Source organism: Rahnella sp. BIGb0236, assembly GCF_004364755.1.
In the GTDB taxonomy this organism is placed as follows: Bacteria; Pseudomonadota; Gammaproteobacteria; order Enterobacterales; family Enterobacteriaceae; genus Rahnella; species Rahnella victoriana.
In genome coordinates this window covers 1-19758 of the sequence record NZ_SOAO01000008.1, presented here as the reverse complement: position 1 = coordinate 19758, position 19758 = coordinate 1, and the positions used below count along the sequence as shown (strand labels likewise).

16 protein-coding genes, 1 pseudogene and 1 other annotated feature are annotated in these 19758 nt (G+C 55.2%); of the genes and pseudogenes, 9 read left to right on the top strand and 8 right to left on the bottom strand.

Annotation, left to right across the window (positions count from 1 at the left end; translation table 11 throughout):
- Positions 1–79: 79 nt before the first annotated feature.
- From trpA to EDF78_RS16355, 5 genes and pseudogenes are all read right to left on the bottom strand, one after another.
- Positions 80–886, bottom strand: coding sequence for a tryptophan synthase subunit alpha (gene trpA, locus EDF78_RS16380; RefSeq protein ID WP_095921656.1), 807 nt, complete (start codon positions 884–886; stop codon positions 80–82).
- Positions 886–2076: a tryptophan synthase subunit beta gene (gene trpB, locus EDF78_RS16375; RefSeq protein ID WP_095921657.1), complete on the bottom strand. Its 1191-nt coding sequence runs from the start codon at positions 2074–2076 to the stop codon at positions 886–888. Before trpB ends, trpA begins: the two co-directional genes overlap by 1 nt.
- 44 nt (positions 2077–2120) lie before the next feature.
- Complete coding sequence (trpCF, locus tag EDF78_RS16370) at positions 2121–3485, bottom strand: bifunctional indole-3-glycerol-phosphate synthase TrpC/phosphoribosylanthranilate isomerase TrpF (protein ID WP_133823504.1); 1365 nt, start codon at positions 3483–3485, stop codon at positions 2121–2123.
- A gap of 3 nt (positions 3486–3488) precedes the next feature.
- Positions 3489–5092: pseudogene (gene trpD / locus EDF78_RS25830) on the bottom strand (bifunctional anthranilate synthase glutamate amidotransferase component TrpG/anthranilate phosphoribosyltransferase TrpD).
- Position 5093: 1 nt separating this feature from the next.
- Positions 5094–6656, bottom strand: coding sequence for an anthranilate synthase component 1 (locus EDF78_RS16355; RefSeq protein ID WP_133823501.1), 1563 nt, complete (start codon positions 6654–6656; stop codon positions 5094–5096).
- 56 nt (positions 6657–6712) lie between these two features.
- Positions 6713–6815, bottom strand: a sequence feature (Trp leader region).
- A 328-nt stretch (positions 6816–7143) separates the two neighbouring features.
- Between EDF78_RS16355 and EDF78_RS16350 the strand changes: the two genes are divergently transcribed.
- The 7 genes from EDF78_RS16350 to cobT all read left to right on the top strand — a co-directional run bounded on the left by EDF78_RS16350 (position 7144) and on the right by cobT (position 13363).
- On the top strand, positions 7144–8067 hold the full coding sequence (locus EDF78_RS16350) for a PHP domain-containing protein (protein ID WP_133823555.1): 924 nt from the start codon (positions 7144–7146) through the stop codon (positions 8065–8067).
- A gap of 34 nt (positions 8068–8101) precedes the next feature.
- Positions 8102–8722 (top strand): L-threonylcarbamoyladenylate synthase, encoded by a 621-nt coding sequence (locus EDF78_RS16345; RefSeq protein ID WP_095921663.1) that lies wholly within the window; start codon positions 8102–8104, stop codon positions 8720–8722.
- A gap of 571 nt (positions 8723–9293) precedes the next feature.
- On the top strand, positions 9294–10214 hold the full coding sequence (gene rluB, locus EDF78_RS16340) for a 23S rRNA pseudouridine(2605) synthase RluB (RefSeq protein WP_232770494.1): 921 nt from the start codon (positions 9294–9296) through the stop codon (positions 10212–10214).
- Positions 10215–10350: 136 nt separating this feature from the next.
- Complete coding sequence (gene cobU / locus EDF78_RS16335; RefSeq protein ID WP_095921665.1) at positions 10351–10905, top strand: bifunctional adenosylcobinamide kinase/adenosylcobinamide-phosphate guanylyltransferase; 555 nt, start codon at positions 10351–10353, stop codon at positions 10903–10905.
- Positions 10906–10928: 23 nt separating this feature from the next.
- Positions 10929–11681 (top strand): adenosylcobinamide-GDP ribazoletransferase, encoded by a 753-nt coding sequence (gene cobS / locus EDF78_RS16330; RefSeq protein WP_133823499.1) that lies wholly within the window; start codon positions 10929–10931, stop codon positions 11679–11681.
- Positions 11682–11697: 16 nt separating this feature from the next.
- Complete coding sequence (gene cobC / locus EDF78_RS16325) at positions 11698–12294, top strand: alpha-ribazole phosphatase (RefSeq protein ID WP_119827348.1); 597 nt, start codon at positions 11698–11700, stop codon at positions 12292–12294.
- A gap of 25 nt (positions 12295–12319) precedes the next feature.
- Entirely contained in the window at positions 12320–13363 is a 1044-nt protein-coding gene (gene cobT / locus EDF78_RS16320; RefSeq protein WP_133823498.1) for a nicotinate-nucleotide--dimethylbenzimidazole phosphoribosyltransferase, read from the top strand.
- A 16-nt stretch (positions 13364–13379) separates the two neighbouring features.
- On the opposite strand, the gene cobO is transcribed toward cobT, so the two are convergent.
- Together cobO and EDF78_RS16310 are read right to left on the bottom strand one after the other, a co-directional pair.
- Positions 13380–13970: a cob(I)yrinic acid a,c-diamide adenosyltransferase gene (gene cobO / locus EDF78_RS16315; protein WP_133823497.1), complete on the bottom strand. Its 591-nt coding sequence runs from the start codon at positions 13968–13970 to the stop codon at positions 13380–13382.
- A gap of 14 nt (positions 13971–13984) precedes the next feature.
- Positions 13985–14746, bottom strand: a complete 762-nt coding sequence (locus EDF78_RS16310; RefSeq protein WP_095921669.1) for a YciK family oxidoreductase — start codon at positions 14744–14746, stop codon at positions 13985–13987.
- A gap of 343 nt (positions 14747–15089) precedes the next feature.
- Between EDF78_RS16310 and sohB the strand changes: the two genes are divergently transcribed.
- The gene (sohB, locus tag EDF78_RS16305) at positions 15090–16133 is read left to right on the top strand and encodes a protease SohB (RefSeq protein ID WP_119827339.1); all 1044 of its coding nucleotides are present in this window, start codon (positions 15090–15092) and stop codon (positions 16131–16133) included.
- Positions 16134–16261: 128 nt separating this feature from the next.
- Here the strand turns inward: sohB and EDF78_RS16300 are convergent, their stop codons facing one another.
- Complete coding sequence (locus tag EDF78_RS16300) at positions 16262–16513, bottom strand: YciN family protein (protein WP_095921671.1); 252 nt, start codon at positions 16511–16513, stop codon at positions 16262–16264.
- 461 nt (positions 16514–16974) lie between these two features.
- On the opposite strand from EDF78_RS16300, the gene topA reads away from it, so the two are divergent.
- Positions 16975–19572, top strand: a complete 2598-nt coding sequence (topA, locus tag EDF78_RS16295; RefSeq protein WP_131693327.1) for a type I DNA topoisomerase — start codon at positions 16975–16977, stop codon at positions 19570–19572.
- Positions 19573–19758 lie beyond the last annotated feature (186 nt).

The window sequence follows — 19758 nt, the reverse complement described above, 5'->3', positions numbered from 1 at the left end:
TCGAAGTAAAAAAGCGTAAGAATTTAAAAAGAAACAGAACGTTAGCGGGTTCAGCCACGAACGTTCTGTTCAGGGGAGGTTATGCGCGGGTGGCGGCTTTCATTTCACTGACGAAACGGGAAAGCTGTGCCAGCATTTCTGAAGGCTGATGTTGATTGTTTTCGATAATACGCACGGTCGCCGAGCCGGAAATCGCGCCCGCCGCACCGGCAGCCAGGGTTTCCTTCACCTGTGAAGGTTCGGAAATCCCAAAGCCCTGCAATGGCGGTGCTGCGTTATATTCACGAAGCTTATCAACCAGATGATTCAGCGGAGTCAGCGCACGTTTTTCCGTCCCCGTTACGCCTGCGCGGGAAAGCAGATAGGTATAACCCCGGCCATGAGAGGAAATCTCACGCAGCAAATCATCGGATGCATTCGGCGGGCAGATGAAGATTGGCGCGATACCGTGGCGCAATGCGGCAGCACGGAACGGCGCGGATTCTTCAAATGGCACGTCGGCAACCAGCACGGAATCCACACCCACTTCGGCGCAACGCTGATAGAAGGTTTCGATGCCGTTGTGGAAGACCAGATTGGCGTACATCAGCAGACCAATCGGAATATCAGGATGCTTTTCGCGGATGCGCGCCAGCATGTTGAAACACTGCGTCGGCGTCACACCGGCGGCGAAAGCGCGCAGGTTGGCGTTCTGGATTGTCGGGCCATCCGCCAGCGGATCAGAGAACGGAATGCCCAGTTCCAGCGCATCGGCACCGGCTTCAATCAGCGTGTCGATAATGGACAGTGACAGCTCAACGCCCGGATCGCCCAGCGTAACGAAAGGAACAAATGCGCCTTCTTTTTTGCTTTCCAGACGCTTGAATAATTGCTGATAACGTTCCATTAAATTTCTCCCCGGGCAGTCAGGATGTCATGTACGGTGAAAATATCTTTGTCGCCGCGGCCGGACAGGTTCACCACCAGAATTTGTTCTTTCTCCGGGGTTTCCTTGATCAGTTTCAGCGCGTAAGCCAGCGCATGTGACGATTCCAGCGCAGGAATGATCCCTTCGTGACGGGACAGTTCTTTAAAGGCTTCCAGGGCTTCATCATCGGTAATCGACACGTATTCCGCGCGGCCGGTGCTGTTGAGGAAGGCGTGCTGCGGGCCAACCGACGGGAAATCCAGACCGGCAGAGATAGAGTAGGATTCCTCAATCTGGCCTTCGGAGGTTTGCATCATCGGCGCTTTCATACCGAAATAAATACCGACGTGACCGTGTTTCAGCGGCGCGCCGTGCTGTCCGGTTTCAATGCCGAGACCGGCAGGTTCGACACCGATCAGCTTCACGCTGGTCTCGTCAATGAAATCAGCAAACATGCCGATGGCGTTGGAACCGCCGCCCACGCAGGCGATCACCGCATCCGGCAGACAGCCTTCGCGTTCCTGCATTTGTGCTTTGGTTTCCTCACCGATCATGCGCTGGAATTCACGCACAATGGTCGGATAAGGGTGCGGACCCGCCGCCGTCCCCAGCATGTAGTGGGATTTTTCGTAGCTGCCGGACCAGTCGCGCAGCGCCTCATTACAGGCATCTTTCAGCGTGGAAGAACCGCTGTGTACCGGGATCACTTCCGCCCCCATCAGACGCATACGGAACACGTTTGGCGACTGACGCTCAATGTCTTTCGCGCCCATATAAATACGGCATTTCAGGCCGAGCAGGGCACAGGCCAGTGCTGAGGCCACGCCGTGCTGACCGGCACCGGTCTCGGCGATAATTTCAGTTTTGCCCATGCGTTTAGCCAGTAACGCCTGACCCAACACCTGGTTCGTTTTGTGCGCGCCGCCGTGCAGCAAATCTTCACGCTTGAGGTACAGCCTGGTTTTGGTTCCGGCGGTCAGATTTTTGCACAGCGTCAGTGCTGTCGGGCGACCAGCATAGTTTTTCAGCAGATCAATGAATTCAGCCTGAAACTCCGGGTCGCGCTGCGCGCTGACAAAAGCTTCTTCCAGCTGGGCCAGCGCAGGCATCAGAATTTGCGGTACATACTGGCCGCCAAATTCGCCGAAGTAGGGATTAAGTAAAGTCATGTTATTCCGTCCTGTCTGTCAATTTTTGCGTCATTGCGTGCGGCTTAATACGCCCGCAATGTCTGGAATACGGCGGTAATTTTTTCGGCATCTTTGATGCCCGGCTCACTTTCAACACCGGAGTTGAAATCCAGCCCTGCACAACCGAGCTGTGCAGCTTCGACACAATTGTCGGCGCTCAGTCCGCCAGCCAGCAGTACGTTGCTCAGATCCTGCCCGGCCAGCTTGCTCCAGTCGAAACGATAACCGGTGCCACCTTTACCGTTGTCGAGCACATAGCGGTCGACATGATTCAGATCGCGTGCCGGCATCGTGTCTTTCACACTCAGCGCTTTCCAGATCTGAACGGACTGCGGTAATGCGCTGCGTAACGCGTCGATGTACGCCTGATTTTCATCGCCGTGAAGCTGCACGGCAGTCAGGGCTAATGCTTTCGCTGTTTCTGCCACGGTATTCAGGTCTTCATCCCGGAACACGCCGACATACTTCAGCGGTGCGCCGTTTTGTACTTCTTTCGCCAGCGTGTGGGTCACAAAGCGCGGCGAGGTGTCGACGAAAATCAGTCCGCCATAAATAGCCCCTGCGTCGTGCGCGGCTTTGGCATCCTGCGGGCGGGTCAGGCCGCACACTTTATTATCACCCAGCAACACGCGCCGGACGGCGCTGCTGAGGTCTTGTTCTGACATCAGTGCGCTGCCAATCAGGAAACCATTGGCGAAGCGGCTGAGTTCGCGGATTTGTCCGTAGGTGTTAATGCCCGACTCGCTGATGACTGTGACACCATGCGGCACACGCGGTGCCAGCTCGCGGGTGCGGTTCAGGTCGATGGACAAATCGCGCAGATCGCGGTTATTGATACCGACCACTTTCGCTTTCAGCTTCACGGCGCGATCCAGTTCTTCTTCATTACTGGCTTCGGTCAGCACGCCCATATTCAGGCTGTGAGCGACGGCGGCCAGCTGAACGTACTGATCATCATCGAGTACGGAAAGCATCAGTAAAATCGCATCGGCCTGATAAAAACGGGCCAGATGGATCTGATACGGGTCGATAATAAAATCTTTGCACAGCACCGGCTGCGTGACGGTTTTGCTCACCAGCGGCAGGAAATCAAAACTGCCTTGGAAATATTTCTCATCGGTTAATACCGAAATAGCGGAAGCGTAGTCTTTATAAACGCTGGCGATTTCTACCGGATCGAAGTTCTCGCGGATCTTGCCTTTCGACGGAGACGCTTGTTTGCACTCCAGAATGAAGGCAGTTCTGGCCCCTTGCAGGGCATGGTAGAAACTACGCTGGCTCTGAGTTATTTCGTTCTGAAAGCTGGCCAGCGGTTGTTGTTCTTTGCGTGCCGCGACCCAAACTTCCTTATCGCGAACAATTTTGTGGAGCACGGTTTCCTGCTGCATCACTTATCCTCTTGCTGCCAATGCCAGCACGCGCTGGTAAGGTTCACCGCTGCGCATGACGGCCAAAGCCTGTTGTGCGTTTTGCTTTACGTCTTCCTGACCGAACAGACGCAGTAACATCGCCACATTGACGGCTACCGCGGCTTCATGGGCCGGATCTCCTTTACCTTGTAATAAGCGTGCCAGAATGTCACGGTTTTCTTCCGGCTCGCCGCCCAGCAAGGATTCAATCGGATAATTATCCAGACCGAAGTCCTGCGGGGTCAGTTCATACGTGGTAATTTTGCCGTCTTTCAGCTCGGCCACCAGCGTGGCTGCGTGGATTGCCACTTCATCCATTCCGCCACCGTGAACCACTGCCGCACGCTCATAACCCAGCGCACGCAATGTTTCGGCAATCGGCTGCACCAGTTCCGGGCTGTATACGCCAATCAGCGCCAGCGGCGGACGTGCCGGATTAATCAGCGGACCCAGCACGTTAAACAGCGTGCGGGTTTTCAGGGATTTACGTACCGGCATCGCATGACGAAAACCGGTGTGGTATTGCGGGGCGAACAGGAAACACACGCCCAGATCATCGAGCGCCGCACGGGATTGTTCCGCAGGCATATCCAGACGGATGCCAAACGCGGCGAGTAAATCCGATGAACCCGAACGGCTGGACACGCTGCGGTTGCCGTGTTTTGCCACCCGTGCGCCACAGGCCGCCGCCACGAAGGCGCTGGCGGTAGAAATGTTGATGCTGTTGGTGCCGTCGCCGCCGGTGCCGACAATGTCCGCGAACGGATAATCAGGACGCGGGAACGGCTCGGCGTGTGCCAGTAACGCTTTGGCCGCTCCGGCGATTTCAGCCGGTTGCTCGCCACGCACTTTCATGCTGATTAATGCACCGGCCAGTTGCGCCGGTTCCAGTTCGCCATTCACGATGGCGGTAAATAACTGCTGGCTTTCTTCCTGTGTCATCGTCTGAGCGCGGAACAGATTTTCGAGAATGCCGGGAATAGTTTGCGTTTGCATGACAGTTCTCCTTACGCCAAAGCCCAGGCCAGTGTCTGCTCAAGCAGACGGGCGCCCTGTGAAGTTAAAATGGATTCCGGATGGAACTGGAAACCGCAGACGCGATCTTCTTCGTGACGCACTGCCATGACCATGTCACCGAAACGGGCGTTAACGGTCAGCCCGTCAGGGATCTGGCTGCCCACCAGCGAGTGATAACGCGCCACCGGCAGCGGATTGTTCATACCGGCAAACATCGCTTCGTTGTCATGGTTAACAGATGAGGCTTTACCGTGCAGGATTTCACCGGCCTGGCCGACGAAACCGCCATACGTTTCCACAATCGCCTGATGGCCGAGACAGATACCGATAATCGGTAACTGACCGCGCAGACGTTTCAGCAGTTCCGGCATGCAACCGGCTTCGGACGGCGTACCGGGTCCCGGCGAAAGCACCAGCACCGGTTTTTCCAGCTGGCTGAGTTTTTCGATAATCACGTCAGCCGGGATCTGATTGCGGTAAATCACCACGTTGTGGCCGCTGGAACGCAGCTGATCAACAAGGTTGTAAGTAAAGGAATCGACGTTATCGATAAGTAAGATATCGGCCATCTTAAAATACCTCTTTCGCATTGTGGGCGGTGGCGATGGCACGCAGCACGGCACGGGCTTTGTTACGGGTTTCGTCGGCTTCGGCTTGCGGCACGGAGTCCAGCACCACGCCGCCGCCTGCCTGCACGGTGGCAATGCCGTCTTCGACATACGCCGAACGGATCACGATGCAGGTATCTAAATCACCGTGAGCGGTGAAGTAACCCACTGCGCCGCCGTAGCTGCCGCGACGGGTTTGCTCGGAGGCGGAAATCAGCTGCATGGCGCGCACTTTCGGTGCGCCGGTCAGCGTGCCCATGTTCATCACCGCCTGATAGGCATGCAGCACGTCGAGGTCATGACGCAGCGTGCCGACCACGCGGGACACCAGATGCATCACGAAAGAGTAACGGTCAACTTTGGTCAGGTCGGCGACGTAACGGCTACCCGGCTCGCAGATACGCGCCAGATCGTTACGCGCTAAATCCACCAGCATCAGGTGCTCGGCCAGCTCTTTATGGTCGGTACGCATTTCCAGTTCGATACGGCTGTCGAGATCCAAATCCAGCGAGCCGTCAGCACGGCGGCCGCGCGGACGGGTACCGGCAATCGGATAGATTTCAATCTGGCGATTGGTCGCGTCATATTTCAGTGCGCTTTCCGGTGATGCGCCGAACAGGGTGAAATCGTTATCCTGCATAAAGAACATATACGGGCTTGGGTTGTTGTTTTTCAGCGTTTCATACGCGGCCAGCGGCGCAGGGCATGGCAGTGAGAAACGGCGTGACGGCACCACCTGGAAAATTTCACCGGCGCGGATCGCCACTTTCATTTTCTCCACCACCGCACCAAATACTTCATCGCTCTGGTTCACGCTCAGTTGCATCTCCGGCACGCTCTGGTGCGGAATGGCGTGTGGCGGCAGTTGTAACTGATGTTGCAGTTGTTCCAGACGCTCGTGCAGGCGCTGTTTCTCTTCAGCGGAAGGCGTAAACAGGCTGGCCTGCAAACGGCAGGTGCGGTTCTGGTGGTCGAGTACCAGCAGGGTTTCTGCCAGATAGAAGCAGAAATCCGGGCAACGCTGGTCAGAATCTAATGCCGGCAAATCTTCAAAACCGGCGACCAGATCGTAAGCAAACAGACCGCCGAGGAACATCGCTTCGCGCTCATCGGCAGGGGTTTCAACGCAGGTCAGGATGCTGCGCAGCGCATCAAAAACGGAGCGGGAGCGCAGACGCGCGTCTTCGTCCTGCATCTGGTCGATGGCCGGGAAGCTCAGTTCACGGCCATTCGGACGCACATCATTGCGAATTTCAGCCGGTAACGCGGCATCAATCAGTGGCAGTAAAGAGGCGCCGTTTGGCGTCAGTGCCTGAACCGACACCCGGGAACCCAGCGCGGTGATGCGCAGGGCGCTGTCGACAATCAACAGGCTCTTCAGGTTTTCTTTGCTGGTGACTTCAGAGGATTCCAGCAACAGGGTCGCCGGACGGGCGCCGCACAACTGGTGGAAAATGGCCGTCGGGTCGCCGCGATAACATCCTTCTGCGGTCAGCAATTCTAAACGTGGTTTCTGAATAGTCATTGTGCTTCCTGAAATTTTCTCAACGTTTGTATTAAACGGATGACAAAGAGACGGCCACAAAAAAGCCCGCGTTATGCGGGCTTCGGGAATCTTGCAGCGTCTGATGACAGCTATGCGTGATTACTCCGCCCGCCAAGGGGAAGTACGCCACCAGCTGAGAACCGCCATCATGTAAGTTTTCATCATCAGACACTCTTGTTTGTTTATGAAGCTAACGTCTTTAAAACGTAAGCTTTCTGAATCGGTTTGTCACGTTGTTCATTTCTGAACTGTCCCGTGAACTTGCGTACTAGTAAACTAGTTCATGGATGTAATGTCAACCCTCTTTTTCCTGCAAATCCCACCTTTAGTGCGGCTGCATTGTGCAGAAAGTGTTATCGCACCGTAACAGTGCGTAGCGGCCGGGTGAAATCATTCCTGACGCGTGCCTCCCTGACGCGTTATGATGGGGACTGCATTCAGAAACAGGTTAATTCCCCACGTGACGATGACTTTGCCAACAAACACTTCGCCTTCAGCAGACGACCAGACTTCCAGCACCGCCTTCACTCTCTACGATCTTCACAGCCACACCACGGCATCTGACGGCTATTTAACGCCGGAAGCGCTGGTGGCACGGGCCGTAGACATGCGTGTCGGCGTGCTGGCGATCACCGATCACGACAGCACGGAAGGGCTGGCGCGCGCGGCGCAGGCGATTGCGGACCAACAGTTGCCGCTGCATCTGGTGAACGGCGTCGAAATTTCCACGCTGTGGGAAAATCATGAAATCCACATCGTCGGGCTGGGCATCGACCCGGCCCATCCGGCCATGGTGGCATTACTGAAAGTGCAGGCAGATTTACGCCAGCAGCGGGCACAGGAAATGGGCCGTCGCCTGGCAAAAGCGCGCATCGAAGGCGCATGGGAAGGCGCACTGCGTCTGGCCGACGGTGGCGCGGTGACGCGGGCGCATTTTGCCCGTTTTCTGGTGGAATTTGGCGCGGCCGACAACATCGCTCAGGTGTTCAAAAAGTACCTTGCCAAGGGCAAGACCGGCTACGTTCCGCCACAGTGGTGTACAATAGAACAAGCGATTGATGCGATTCATCAGTCTGGCGGACAGGCGGTTGTCGCTCATCCGGGGCGTTATGACCTGTCCACAAAATGGCTGAAACGCTTACTGGCTTTCTTTGCTGAACAGGGCGGGGATGCCATGGAAGTCGCGCAGTGCCAGCAGGCACCGAACGAGCGCGCACAACTGGCGGCGTATGCCCGTGATTACCATTTGCTGGCCTCGCAGGGTTCTGATTTTCATCAACCCTGCTCGTGGATCGAACTGGGGCGCAAACTTTGGCTGCCCGCAGGCGTGGAACCGGTGTGGCAACACTGGCCGGTCGCCGGAAAACAGCCTGAAATTGAACCGGTCTGAAGCCCGACCGCAGAAGAAGAATTAAGAGGGAACAATGAGTCAATATTTTTATATTCACCCTGAAAACCCGCAGCCACGTCTGATTAATCAGGCCGTCGAATTGCTGCGCAAGGGCAATGTGATTGTGTATCCGACCGACTCAGGCTACGCGCTGGGTTGCCGTCTGGAAGAAAAGAACGCCATGGAGCGCATCTGCCGTATCCGTCAGTTAGACGGGAACCACAACTTTACGCTGATGTGCCGCGACCTGTCAGAACTGTCTACCTACGCTTACGTGGACAACTCGGCGTTCCGGCTGATCAAAAACAATACGCCGGGTAACTACACGTTCATTCTCAAAGCGACCAAAGAAGTGCCGCGTCGCCTGATGAGCGAGAAGCGTAAAACCATCGGCCTGCGTGTGCCGTCTAACCCGATTGCGGTCGCGCTGCTGGAAACGCTGGGTGAACCGCTGATGTCGACCACGCTGATGCTGCCGGGCAATGATTTCGCGGAATCGGATCCGGAAGACATCAAAGATCATCTGGGCAAAGTGGTGGATCTGGTGATTGACGGCGGATCACTCGGTCAGCAACCGACCACGGTGATTGACCTGACCGAAGCGACGCCGGAAGTGGTGCGCGAAGGGGCGGGCGATCCGGCGCCGTTCCGTTAACATTGCCTGAAAAATAATCAGTCCGTCATCGCCTTTGCAGGATACAAATTGCAGATAACTGTGTATAATGGCGGGCTGACTTTTTTGTAAGTCGTTGTATTACTACGTAATAACTGAATTTTGGCGGGCAGACGACAATCACGTCGTGCTGCCGGCTCCCCCCGACGCCTGTGAAGGCGACAAATGAGGCTGCTCAATGAGCGAGAAGTATAATTCCCAGAAGCACTCCAGCGACAAGTCCAAACCGGCACGTTCGTCTGGTGACAAGCCAAAAAGCGGCAGAAATTCCGGCGCTGCAAAAGGCCGTCCGGAACTGTCACGGGCTGAAAAGCGCGGCGAAAAGCCACGTACTGACAAACCACGCAGCGACAAGCCACGTTCAGACAAACCACGTTCTGATGCAGGTCGCGGCGATTCACACATTGAAAATTCACGTATCGAAAAACCGCGCAGTGGCAAACCGGGTCGTCCGGAAAATGCCCGCGCTGAAAAACCACGTGCGCCGCTGAAACCGCGTGGCACCAAACCGAAAGCGGAAGCACTGTTTGATGAAAACGGTGACGAAGAAGAAGTGAAATACCAGAAGCCGAAGAACGCACTGGACAGCACCGAAGGACAAAGCGAAAAGCTGCAAAAAGTCCTGGCGCGCGCCGGTCACGGTTCACGTCGCGAAGTCGAAGCGATGATTCAGGCTGGCCGCGTCAGTGTTGACGGTAAAATCTCAACACTGGGCGATCGTGTGGAAGTCACCGGCGGCACTAAAATCCGTCTCGACGGCCACATCCTGTCGGTGATGGAGTCGCAGGACACCGTCTGCCGCGTGCTGGCGTACTACAAGCCGGAAGGCGAGTTGTGTACCCGCAGCGATCCGGAAGGCCGTCCGACCGTCTTTGACCGTCTGCCAAAAATGCGCGGTTCCCGCTGGATCGCCGTCGGTCGTCTCGACGTCAACACCTCGGGCCTGCTGTTATTCACGACCGACGGTGAACTGGCTAACCGCCTGATGCACCCGAGCCGTGAAGTTGAGCGCGAATATGCCGTGCGCGTTTTCGGTCAGGTTGATGATGAAAAAATCAAACAGCTGAGCCGTGGCGTGCAGCTGGAAGACGGTCCTGCGGCATTCCGCTCGATCAAATTCCAGGGCGGCGAAGGCCTGAACCAGTGGTACAACGTGACCCTGACAGAAGGGCGTAACCGTGAAGTTCGTCGTCTGTGGGAAGCCGTTGGCGTGCAGGTCAGCCGTCTGATCCGCGTCCGTTACGGTGATCTGAACCTGCCTAAAGGTCTGCCTCGCGGCGGCTATAAAGAGCTGGATCTGCCGGATATCAACTATCTGCGCACGCTGGTCGATATGACCGAAGAAACAGTCAGCAAACTGCCGGTTGAGCGTGACCGTCGTCGCGTGAAGGCCAACCAGATCCGTCGCGCTGTTAAGCGCCATACGCAGGTTGCACCGGCACGTCGTACCACCGGACCCGCAAAACGGGGTTAATCGCTGACAAGCGACGGACTTCCCACTATGCTCATAAGCCGCAGTCAGTGACTGCGGTTTTTTTTGCTCAAATTTCAGGGCATAACGTCATTACTGACCCCTGTTAAATGAACATACAGAAAGTAAGGAGCCGATTATGATGCTGATTACCGGCGGTGCCCGCAGCGGCAAGAGCCGTTTTGCCGAACAGGTGGCACAAAACCGTGGCGGTGACGTGCTGTATATCGCCACGTCCGTGGTGACTGATGCCGAAATGGCGGACCGCATCCGTTATCACCAGCAGCAACGTCCGGCTCACTGGCATACGTTTGAAAGCTGGCGTGATCTGGGTGAAGTGGTGCTTGCGCATCAGGAACAGTTTCCGACCATTATTATCGAATGCATCACGACGATGATGACTAATCTGTTGTTTGATATAGCCGGTGAATCCCAACCGGAAGAGATGGATTTTGACGCCATTGAACAGCATATCTTTGCGCAAACCGCGCAGTTGCTGGCGGCGGCACAACATCCTGAATCAGAAGTGATTATCGTCACCAACGAAGTGGGCATGGGGATTGTGCCGGATAACCTGCTGGCGCGGCGGTTTCGTGATATTGCCGGTCGGGTGAATCAGCAACTGGCCGCGGCGGCAGACGATGTTTATCTGATCGTCTCCGGGATCCCGGTGCCGGTGAAAACCTCCGAATAACACGACTCAGAAAGGGCATGGGTATGACGACATGGCGTCTGTTTCTGGCGACGTTACAGTTTCTCACCCGCATTCCGGTGAAGGAACGCTGGTGTGACGGCATCGGACTGAAAGATTATCCCCGCGGTATTGTCTGTTTCCCGCTGGTCGGGCTGGTCATCGGTTTACTCACCGCACTGGTCTGGCAGATTCTGATGCCCCATGTCGGCGTGCTGGTGGCGGCGATTGCCGTGGTGGCCACGCACATTATGCTGACCGGCGGTCTGCATCTCGACGGGCTGGCCGACAGTTGTGACGGCTTATTTTCAGTGCGCAGCCGGGAACGCATCCTCGAGATTATGCGCGACAGCCGGATCGGCACCAACGGCGCGCTGGCATTGATCGTGGCTGTTGTGCTGCGGTCGACGCTGATTTACCAGATCAGTATTGAAGGATTACCGGTGCTGGCGTTTCTTATCATCACGCCGGTGGTCGGACGGGGCATGATGGCGGTGATGATGTTTCATCAGGCCTATGCCCGTGAGTCTGGCATGGGAAATTTGTTTATCGGCAAAATCAGCGAGGGACGTTTCTGTTTCACCCTGCTGCTGATGGCGGCGCTGACGCTGGCGATTGGCGGGATATCGTCACTGCCTGCGCTGCTGATCATGCTGTTATGTGTGCTGGGCTTGCGGCGTTTTGTCGCTACCCGCATCGGCGGACAAACCGGCGATACACTGGGTGCGGCCTGCGAGTTAAGCGAGCTGGCCATGCTGTTCTTTCTGTTATGGCACTGAGATAAGGGACAACATCATGAAACTGTATCTGATAAGGCACGGACAAACTCAGGCTAACGTCAACGGGGTATTTTGTGGCAGCAGCGATATCGCGCTGACCGCCGAAGGCCAGCGTCAGGCACAACATGTTGGCCGCCAGCTGGCGTCAACGCCGCTTGATGCGCTGATCCACACCGGTATGCGCCGCAGTCACGAAACCGCCAGCATCATTGCGCAAGGCCGCCAGCTGGCGATGGAAACCCAGCCGCTGTTGCAGGAGATGGCGTTCGGCGACTGGGAAATGCGCCATCACAAAGAACTGGAGGCCACTCAGGCCGAAGGTTATCAGGCATGGTGTCAGGACTGGCAGAAAGCCGATGTTCCGCAGGGCGAATCGTTTACGGCGTTTACCCAGCGTATCCGTCAGGCGTTGCAGCAGCTGCATTTACGTCCGCAGGAAAGCAGGCTGGCAATCGTCGCGCATCAGGGGTCGCTCAGCCTGCTGCTGGCGATGATGCTTAAACTGGCGCCTGCCGACATGTGGCGTTTCCCGTTTAAGCAGGGCTGCCTGTGTGAAATCGATCTGAGTCACGGCGCTTGTGTGATCCAGCGGTTTAACGACAGCGGTATTTAACTTTTTAAACCCGTAAGGACAACCGATGGCTTCGCTGGAAAATATCCTCCGTCAGATTGCTGAACCCGATGCCCAGGCCGCACAAACGGCTGCGGCCCGGCTCGACAGTCTGGTAAAACCTTTAGGCAGCCTTGGCCGTCTGGAACAACTGGCGATCCAGCTGGCCTCCATTCGTGGTGATCAGCCGTTGCATTTTCCGGCCAAAGAAGTGCTGGTGATGGCCGCCGATCACGGGGTCTGGCAGGAGGGCGTCACGCCCTCTCCGCAGGTCGTCACGGCCATTCAGGCCGTGAATATTGTGCAGGGCAAAGCCGGAGTTTCGGTACTGGCAAGGGCGGCAGGGGCGCAGGTGACATTGATTGACTGCGGTATTATCGGCCCGGATATTCCCGGTACCCTCAGCCATAAAATCGCGCAGGGCACGGGTAACATTGCCACCGGCCCGGCGATGACCCGCGAACAGGCGCAAGCCTTGCTGGTGTGGAGTGCGGAAAGGGTGATTGCCAAAGCCGAAAGCGGTTTGTCTCTGCTGGCAGTGGGCGAACTGGGTATGGCGAACACCACACCGGCGGCGGCAATGGTGGCGGTGCTGACCGGTGCTCAGCCTGCGAAAACCGTCGGGCTGGGGGCGAATCTTCCGCCAGACCGTCTGGCGCATAAAATCCGCGTGGTGGAAAAAGCCATCGCGGTGAATAAGCCCGATCCGGCCGATGCGCTGGATGTGATGGCGAAAGTGGGCGGCTTCGAACTGGTGGCGATGGCGGGCGCGATGATCGGCGCAGCGGCGGCGGGTATTCCGCTGGTGCTGGACGGTTTTCTGTCTTATGCCTCGGCGCTGGCGGCCTGTCAGATCGCCCCCGCGCTGAAACCCTACCTGATCCCTTCGCACCTTTCAGCAGAGCAGGGCGCGACGCTGGCGCTGGAAGCGCTGGGGCTGCAACCCTATTTTGATCTGAATCTGCGACTGGGCGAGGGCAGCGGTGCGGTGCTGGCGTTACCGCTGATTGATGCCGCCTGCGCCATTCACAATGAAATGGCGACGCTGGCGGAGTGTCAGATAGAACTTTGATAAATGAAGGCGGGCGTTACCAGTCGATGCCCTGCTGCGCCATAATACCGGCGTCAAAGGCATGTTTTACCGGGCGCAGTTCGCTGACCGTATCGGCCATTTCCAGCAGATCACGATGGCAGCCACGGCCGGTAATGATCACCGTCTGATGCGCCGGACGGGCATTCAGCGCATCCACCACGTCCTGCAAATCCAGATAACCAAAACTGACCATGTAGGTCAGTTCATCGAGTACCACCAGATCTAATGAGGCATCGGCCAGCATGCGTTTTCCATGCTGCCAGACCGCCCGACAGGCCGCAGTATCGGTTTCTTTATTCTGCGTTTCCCAGGTAAAGCCGGTCGCCATCACCTGAAATTCCACGCCGTGCGGTTCGAGCAGATTCTTCTCGCCGTTCGGCCATTCACCCTTAATAAACTGGATCACCGCGGCGCGCATGCCATGCCCGACGACGCGGGTGACGGTACCAAAGGCCGCCGTGGTTTTGCCCTTACCGTTGCCGGTAAACACAATCAGAATGCCGCGCTGTTCTTTGGCGGCATCAATACGTGCATCAACCTGTTCTTTCAGTTTTTGCTGGCGTTGCTTGTGGCGATCTTCGGTCATCAGTGACTCCGTGATTATTCTGCCGGTCCGGCTTTACGGCCCGGCTGGGCATCAAAACTGATCCCGGTTTTACGGCGGCTGTCGTCGCCCATCAGGTACAGATACAGCGGCATAATGTCAGCCGGTGTTTTGAGTTTGTCTTTATTTTCATCAGGGAAGGCCGAGGCACGCATGCTGGTGCGCGTGCCGCCCGGATTAATACAGTTCACGCGCAGACCGGTATGTTTATGTTCTTCGGCCAGCACCTGCATCATGCCTTCGGTGGCGAATTTCGACACGGCGTACGCGCCCCAGCCGCTGCGGCCTTCGCGTCCTACGCTGGAAGTGGTGAACACCAGTGACGCACTGGCGGATTTCAGCATCATCGGCAGTAATGCCTGGGTCAGCATAAAGGTCGCATTGACGTTAACCTGCATGACGTTCATCCAGTCCTGCAACTTAATCTCAGCCATTGGCGTGATGTCCGTCAGCAAACCGGCGTTATGCAATACGCCGTCGAGATGCGGCACCCATTGCGCGATCTGACCGGCAACGCGCTGGCAATCCTGCTGACTGGCCGTCAGTAAATCCAGAGCATAAATGAACGCCGGACGCAGGTTACGCGCGGCAATTTCCTGCTGCACGCTGGCCAGTTTGCTCTCCGTGCGGCCCAGCAGAATCACCTGCGCGCCGAAACGGGCATAGGTCAGGGCGGCTTCACGGCCAATGCCATCGCCAGCGCCGGTCACCAGGATAATGCGGTTATTCAGCAGGTCGGATTTAGGATGATAATGCACGGTCTGTCCTCATATTTTTTCAGCAATGTGGCGGCAAAAGGCCGTCATCACATCGGGCGCTCTTAAAATCAAAACGCCGGGAACGGGAGACAGTGGCTCAACCAACATCCGGCATTTTGGCGAAATTTTTGGGCGTTTCGGGTTAGATCACCGGTTATATGCCTCAAATGCGCATGAGTTTCAATGATTAACCGAAAAACGGACAGCTCTTTTGTAACAAAATTGGAACACTGGCGCACTCAGTTTTACGTACGGTTGACAATGTCATATTCAAACAAGACGCCGCCGTGGCGATTGTCTAGAATGTTCAGCATCTTTCTGACCACAGTGAAAAGGCGGTTTTGTGGATTTACTTTCTCTTTATGGGCTGTTTCTGGCCAAAGTCGTGACCGTAGTGATCGCCATCGGGGCGCTGGTGGTATTGGTGGTGGGCCTGCGCCATCGTAAAGCTCACAGCAAAGGTGAGCTGCAACTGATCGATTTGGGTGAGCAGTATCGCGACATGCAGCGGGAAATGCGCAGCGCGCGTATGAACCCGGCTGAACTGAAGATTCACGGCAAGGAACTGAAGCGAAAAAATAAAGCTGAAGCAAAACAGAAAAAACTGCAGGCCAAAACCGGCGGTTCGGCAACTAAACCTTGCCTGTATGTGCTCGACTTTAAAGGCAGCATGGACGCGCATGAAGTCACGTCGTTGCGGGAAGAAATCTCTGCGGTACTGGCGGTGGCTACGCCGGAAGATGAAGTGCTGCTGCGCCTTGAAAGTCCGGGCGGGGTGGTACACGGTTATGGTCTGGCGGCGTCACAACTGGTGCGTCTGCGTCAGGCTGGCATTCGTCTGACCGTGGCAGTGGATAAAGTGGCTGCCAGCGGCGGTTACATGATGGCGTGTGTGGCAGATCGCATTGTCGCCGCGCCGTTTGCCATCATCGGTTCCATCGGCGTCGTGGCGCAGATCCCGAACTTCAACCGTCTGCTGAAACGCAATGACATTGATATCGAGCTGCACACGGCGGGCGAGTTCAAACGCACGCTGACCCTGCTGGGGGAAAATACCGAGGAAGGGCGTGAGAAATTCCGCGAAGATCTGAATGAAACCCACGTTCTGTTCAAGGAGTTCGTGCACCAGAATCGTCCGTCGCTCGATATTAATGCGGTCGCCACCGGTGAACACTGGTTCGGGACCCAGGCGCGTGAAAATGGTCTGATTGATGCCATTGGTACCAGTGATGATTTACTGATCGCCGAGATGAAAAATCACGAGGTGATTGCGGTGCGTTACAGCCGTCGCAAACGCATGATGGATCGTTTTACCGGCAGTGCGGCAGAAAGCGCCGATCGCCTGTTCCTGCGCTGGTTGCAGCGTAGCCAGAAACCGCTGTTGTAAGGCCGTTTCAGACGGCGTGAGGGTAAATAACAAGCAAAGAAAAAGGGACATACGTCCCTTTTTTTATCACGCTAACCTATCACTGAAGTTTATCGGTTGCGTGCACCTTTATTAGCGATTCTTTTATCTCAATCTTCGAGATGGTATTTTTCTGAAAAAAGATGAGCCAGGTGTTTAAACATATTAAATACCGCAGTGGTTTTTCTGGTCGGTAAACCGTCGTCATCCATGAAAAACTCTCCGCGGAAAACCAGCACATTGCCTTTCTGCTCAACCTCTGTCGCCAGCATCCCGTGCATGTAATCTTCGTGCTCACGGATAACCTTATTCGCTTCGATCAGTAAAGCTTCGCGACTAATTGCCGATGTATTTTCGTGCATGATATTTACTCCCCACTATAATTGCTGACGTTATTGTAATCCTGACGTGGATAAAACCGCAAATCGGCTGGGGGTAATCGGGGAATGTTCAGGTCATAAATTGAGCGTTTCTTTAAAAACCCTGAGCACGTTGGCGAAAAGAGCGTTTAGGTGTTAATTAGTTTGCGTGGCGATTTTTATCAGGTAGAGTGTGGGATTTTGTGGCTTCAGGTGGAATGTTTTGTTTACGCTTGGTCATTATTTGACATAAAAACGGGCGCATTCTGCTGAGCCCTGTCTGGTTAATCCCTCGCAGAATCAGTGTTTTGAACCTCTGGAAGTCAGTTCTCGCCTTCTTTGAAAGAAATAAGTTGACGTTCTGACTCACTGCCGCAATATAAAAAAAGACGTGATATTGTGCCGCGGCATAACAAGACAAAATCTTCTTCAGGTTATGAAGAATCATTCAGGTAAAGGTAATTATGGGCAAAGCTCTCGTAATAGTTGAGTCCCCGGCAAAAGCCAAAACGATTAATAAATATTTAGGAAATGACTACGTGGTGAAGTCCAGCGTCGGTCATATCCGTGATTTACCGACCAGTGGATCCGCTGCGAAAAAGACCGCCAACTCAACCGAAGAAAAAACAAAGAAAAAAGTAAAAAAGGATGAGAAAACCGCGCTGGTAAATCGCATGGGCGTCGACCCGTATCATGGTTGGGAAGCGCAATACGAAATACTTCCGGGTAAAGAAAAAGTGGTTGCTGAGTTAAAAGCGTTAGCGGAAAAAGCTGACCACATCTATCTCGCAACCGACCTTGACCGCGAAGGAGAGGCGATTGCCTGGCATTTGCGGGAAGTGATTGGCGGCGATGAAAAACGTTTCAGCCGCGTGGTATTTAACGAAATTACCAAGAACGCGATTCAGAATGCCTTTAAAGAACCCGGCGAACTGAATATTGATCGTGTGAATGCTCAGCAGGCGCGTCGTTTCATGGACCGCGTGGTGGGTTACATGGTGTCTCCGCTGTTGTGGAAGAAGATTGCCCGTGGTTTATCCGCTGGCCGTGTTCAGTCCGTGGCGGTGCGTCTGGTGGTAGAGCGCGAGAAAGAAATCAAAGCGTTCGTGCCGGAAGAATACTGGGAATTGCATGCAGATTTGCTGGCGAAGAAAGACACCGCGCTGCAAATGGAAGTCACGCATCATCTCGAAAAACCGTTCAAGCCGGTCAATAAAGAACAAACTCACGCGGCCGTTTCGCTGCTTGAGAAAGCGCGCTACACCGTGGTGGATCGTGAAGATAAACCGACCAGCAGCAAGCCGGGCGCGCCTTTCATTACGTCCACCTTGCAACAGGCGGCCAGTACGCGTCTGAGCTTCGGTGTGAAGAAAACCATGATGATGGCGCAACGTCTGTATGAAGCCGGTCACATCACCTATATGCGTACTGACTCCACCAACCTGAGTCAGGATGCGGTGGAAATGGTGCGTGGCTATATTGGTGAGAATTTCGGTGATAAATACCTGCCGAAAGCCCCGCTGCAATACAGCAACAAAGAGAATTCACAGGAAGCGCACGAAGCGATCCGTCCTTCTGACGTGGCGGTGGTGTCCGAACAACTGAAAGACATGGAAGCGGATGCGCAGCGTTTGTATCAGCTGATCTGGCGTCAGTTCGTGGCCTGTCAGATGACACCGGCCCAGTACGACTCCACCACGCTGACGGTGAAAGCGGGCGATTATTCCCTGCGCGCCAAAGGCCGTACGCTGCGTTTCGATGGCTGGACCAAAGTGATGCCTGCGTTGCGTAAGGGCGACGAAGACCGCACCTTGCCGGTGATTGAAGTGGGTACCGATCTCGAACTGCAACAGTTGCTGCCAACCCAGCACTTCACCAAGCCCCCTGCGCGTTTCAGCGAAGCGTCACTGGTGAAAGAACTGGAAAAACGTGGCATTGGCCGTCCGTCTACCTATGCGTCGATCATTTCGACCATTCAGGATCGCGGCTATGTTCACGTGGAAAACCGTCGTTTCTACGCCGAGAAAATGGGTGAGATCGTCACGGATCGTCTGGAAGATAATTTCCGCGAACTGATGAACTACGATTTCACCGCGCGCATGGAAGACGGTCTGGATCAGGTCGCCAACAACAAGGCGGAATGGAAAGCCGTGCTGGATGAATTCTTCACCGAGTTCAGCAAGCAACTGGAAACCGCTGAGAAAGACCCTGAAGAAGGCGGTATGCGCCCGAATCAGATGGTACTGACCAGCATCGAGTGCCCGACCTGTGGCCGCCCGATGGGGATCCGTACCGCCAGCACCGGCGTGTTCCTCGGCTGTTCAGGCTATGCCCTGCCGCCGAAAGAACGCTGCAAAACCACCATCAACCTGATTGCTGACGCCGAAGTGCTGAACATTCTGGAAGGTGACGAAGCCGAAGCCAACGCGCTGCGTGCCAAACGTCGTTGCGGTAAATGCGGCACGGCGATGGACAGCTACCTCATCGATAACCAACGCAAATTGCATGTCTGTGGTAACAACCCGGAATGTGATGGCTATGAAATCGAGCAGGGTGAATTCCGCATCAAAGGCTATGACGGCCCGATTGTTGAGTGCGAGAAATGTGGTTCTGAAATGCACCTGAAAATGGGACGTTTCGGTAAGTACATGGGCTGTACCAACGACGAGTGCAAAAACACCCGTAAGATTTTGCGTAACGGTGATGTTGCGCCGCCGAAAGAAGATCCGGTTCCATTGCCAGAACTGCCGTGTGAGAAATCAGACGCCTATTTCGTTCTGCGTGACGGTGCGGCAGGTGTCTTCCTGGCGGCCAATACGTTCCCTAAATCGCGCGAAACCCGTGCGCCGCTGGTGGAAGAACTCAAGCGCTTCAAAGATCGCCTGCCGGAAAAACTGAGTTATCTGGCCGATGCGCCGGTAACCGATCCGGAAGGCAATAAAGCCATGGTGCGTTTCAGCCGTAAGACCAAACAGCAATACGTGTCTTCGGAAAAAGACGGCAAAGCCACTGGCTGGACGGCGTTCTTTGTTGATGGTAAGTGGGTCGAAGGCAAAAAGTAATTTTCGCCGCCTTCCTGCAACCTGAATTATTCAGGCGATAAGCCGTAACTCATAAGCTGTTGCGCAGTTGTAAAAAACCAGTCCTTTGGGCTAATGCCGATCAGTTAAGGATCACTTGAACGATCCTATGGCTGTGTAAAAATCCGGAAACGTTCTTCGTTTCCGGATTTTTTTATGCGTATTGCT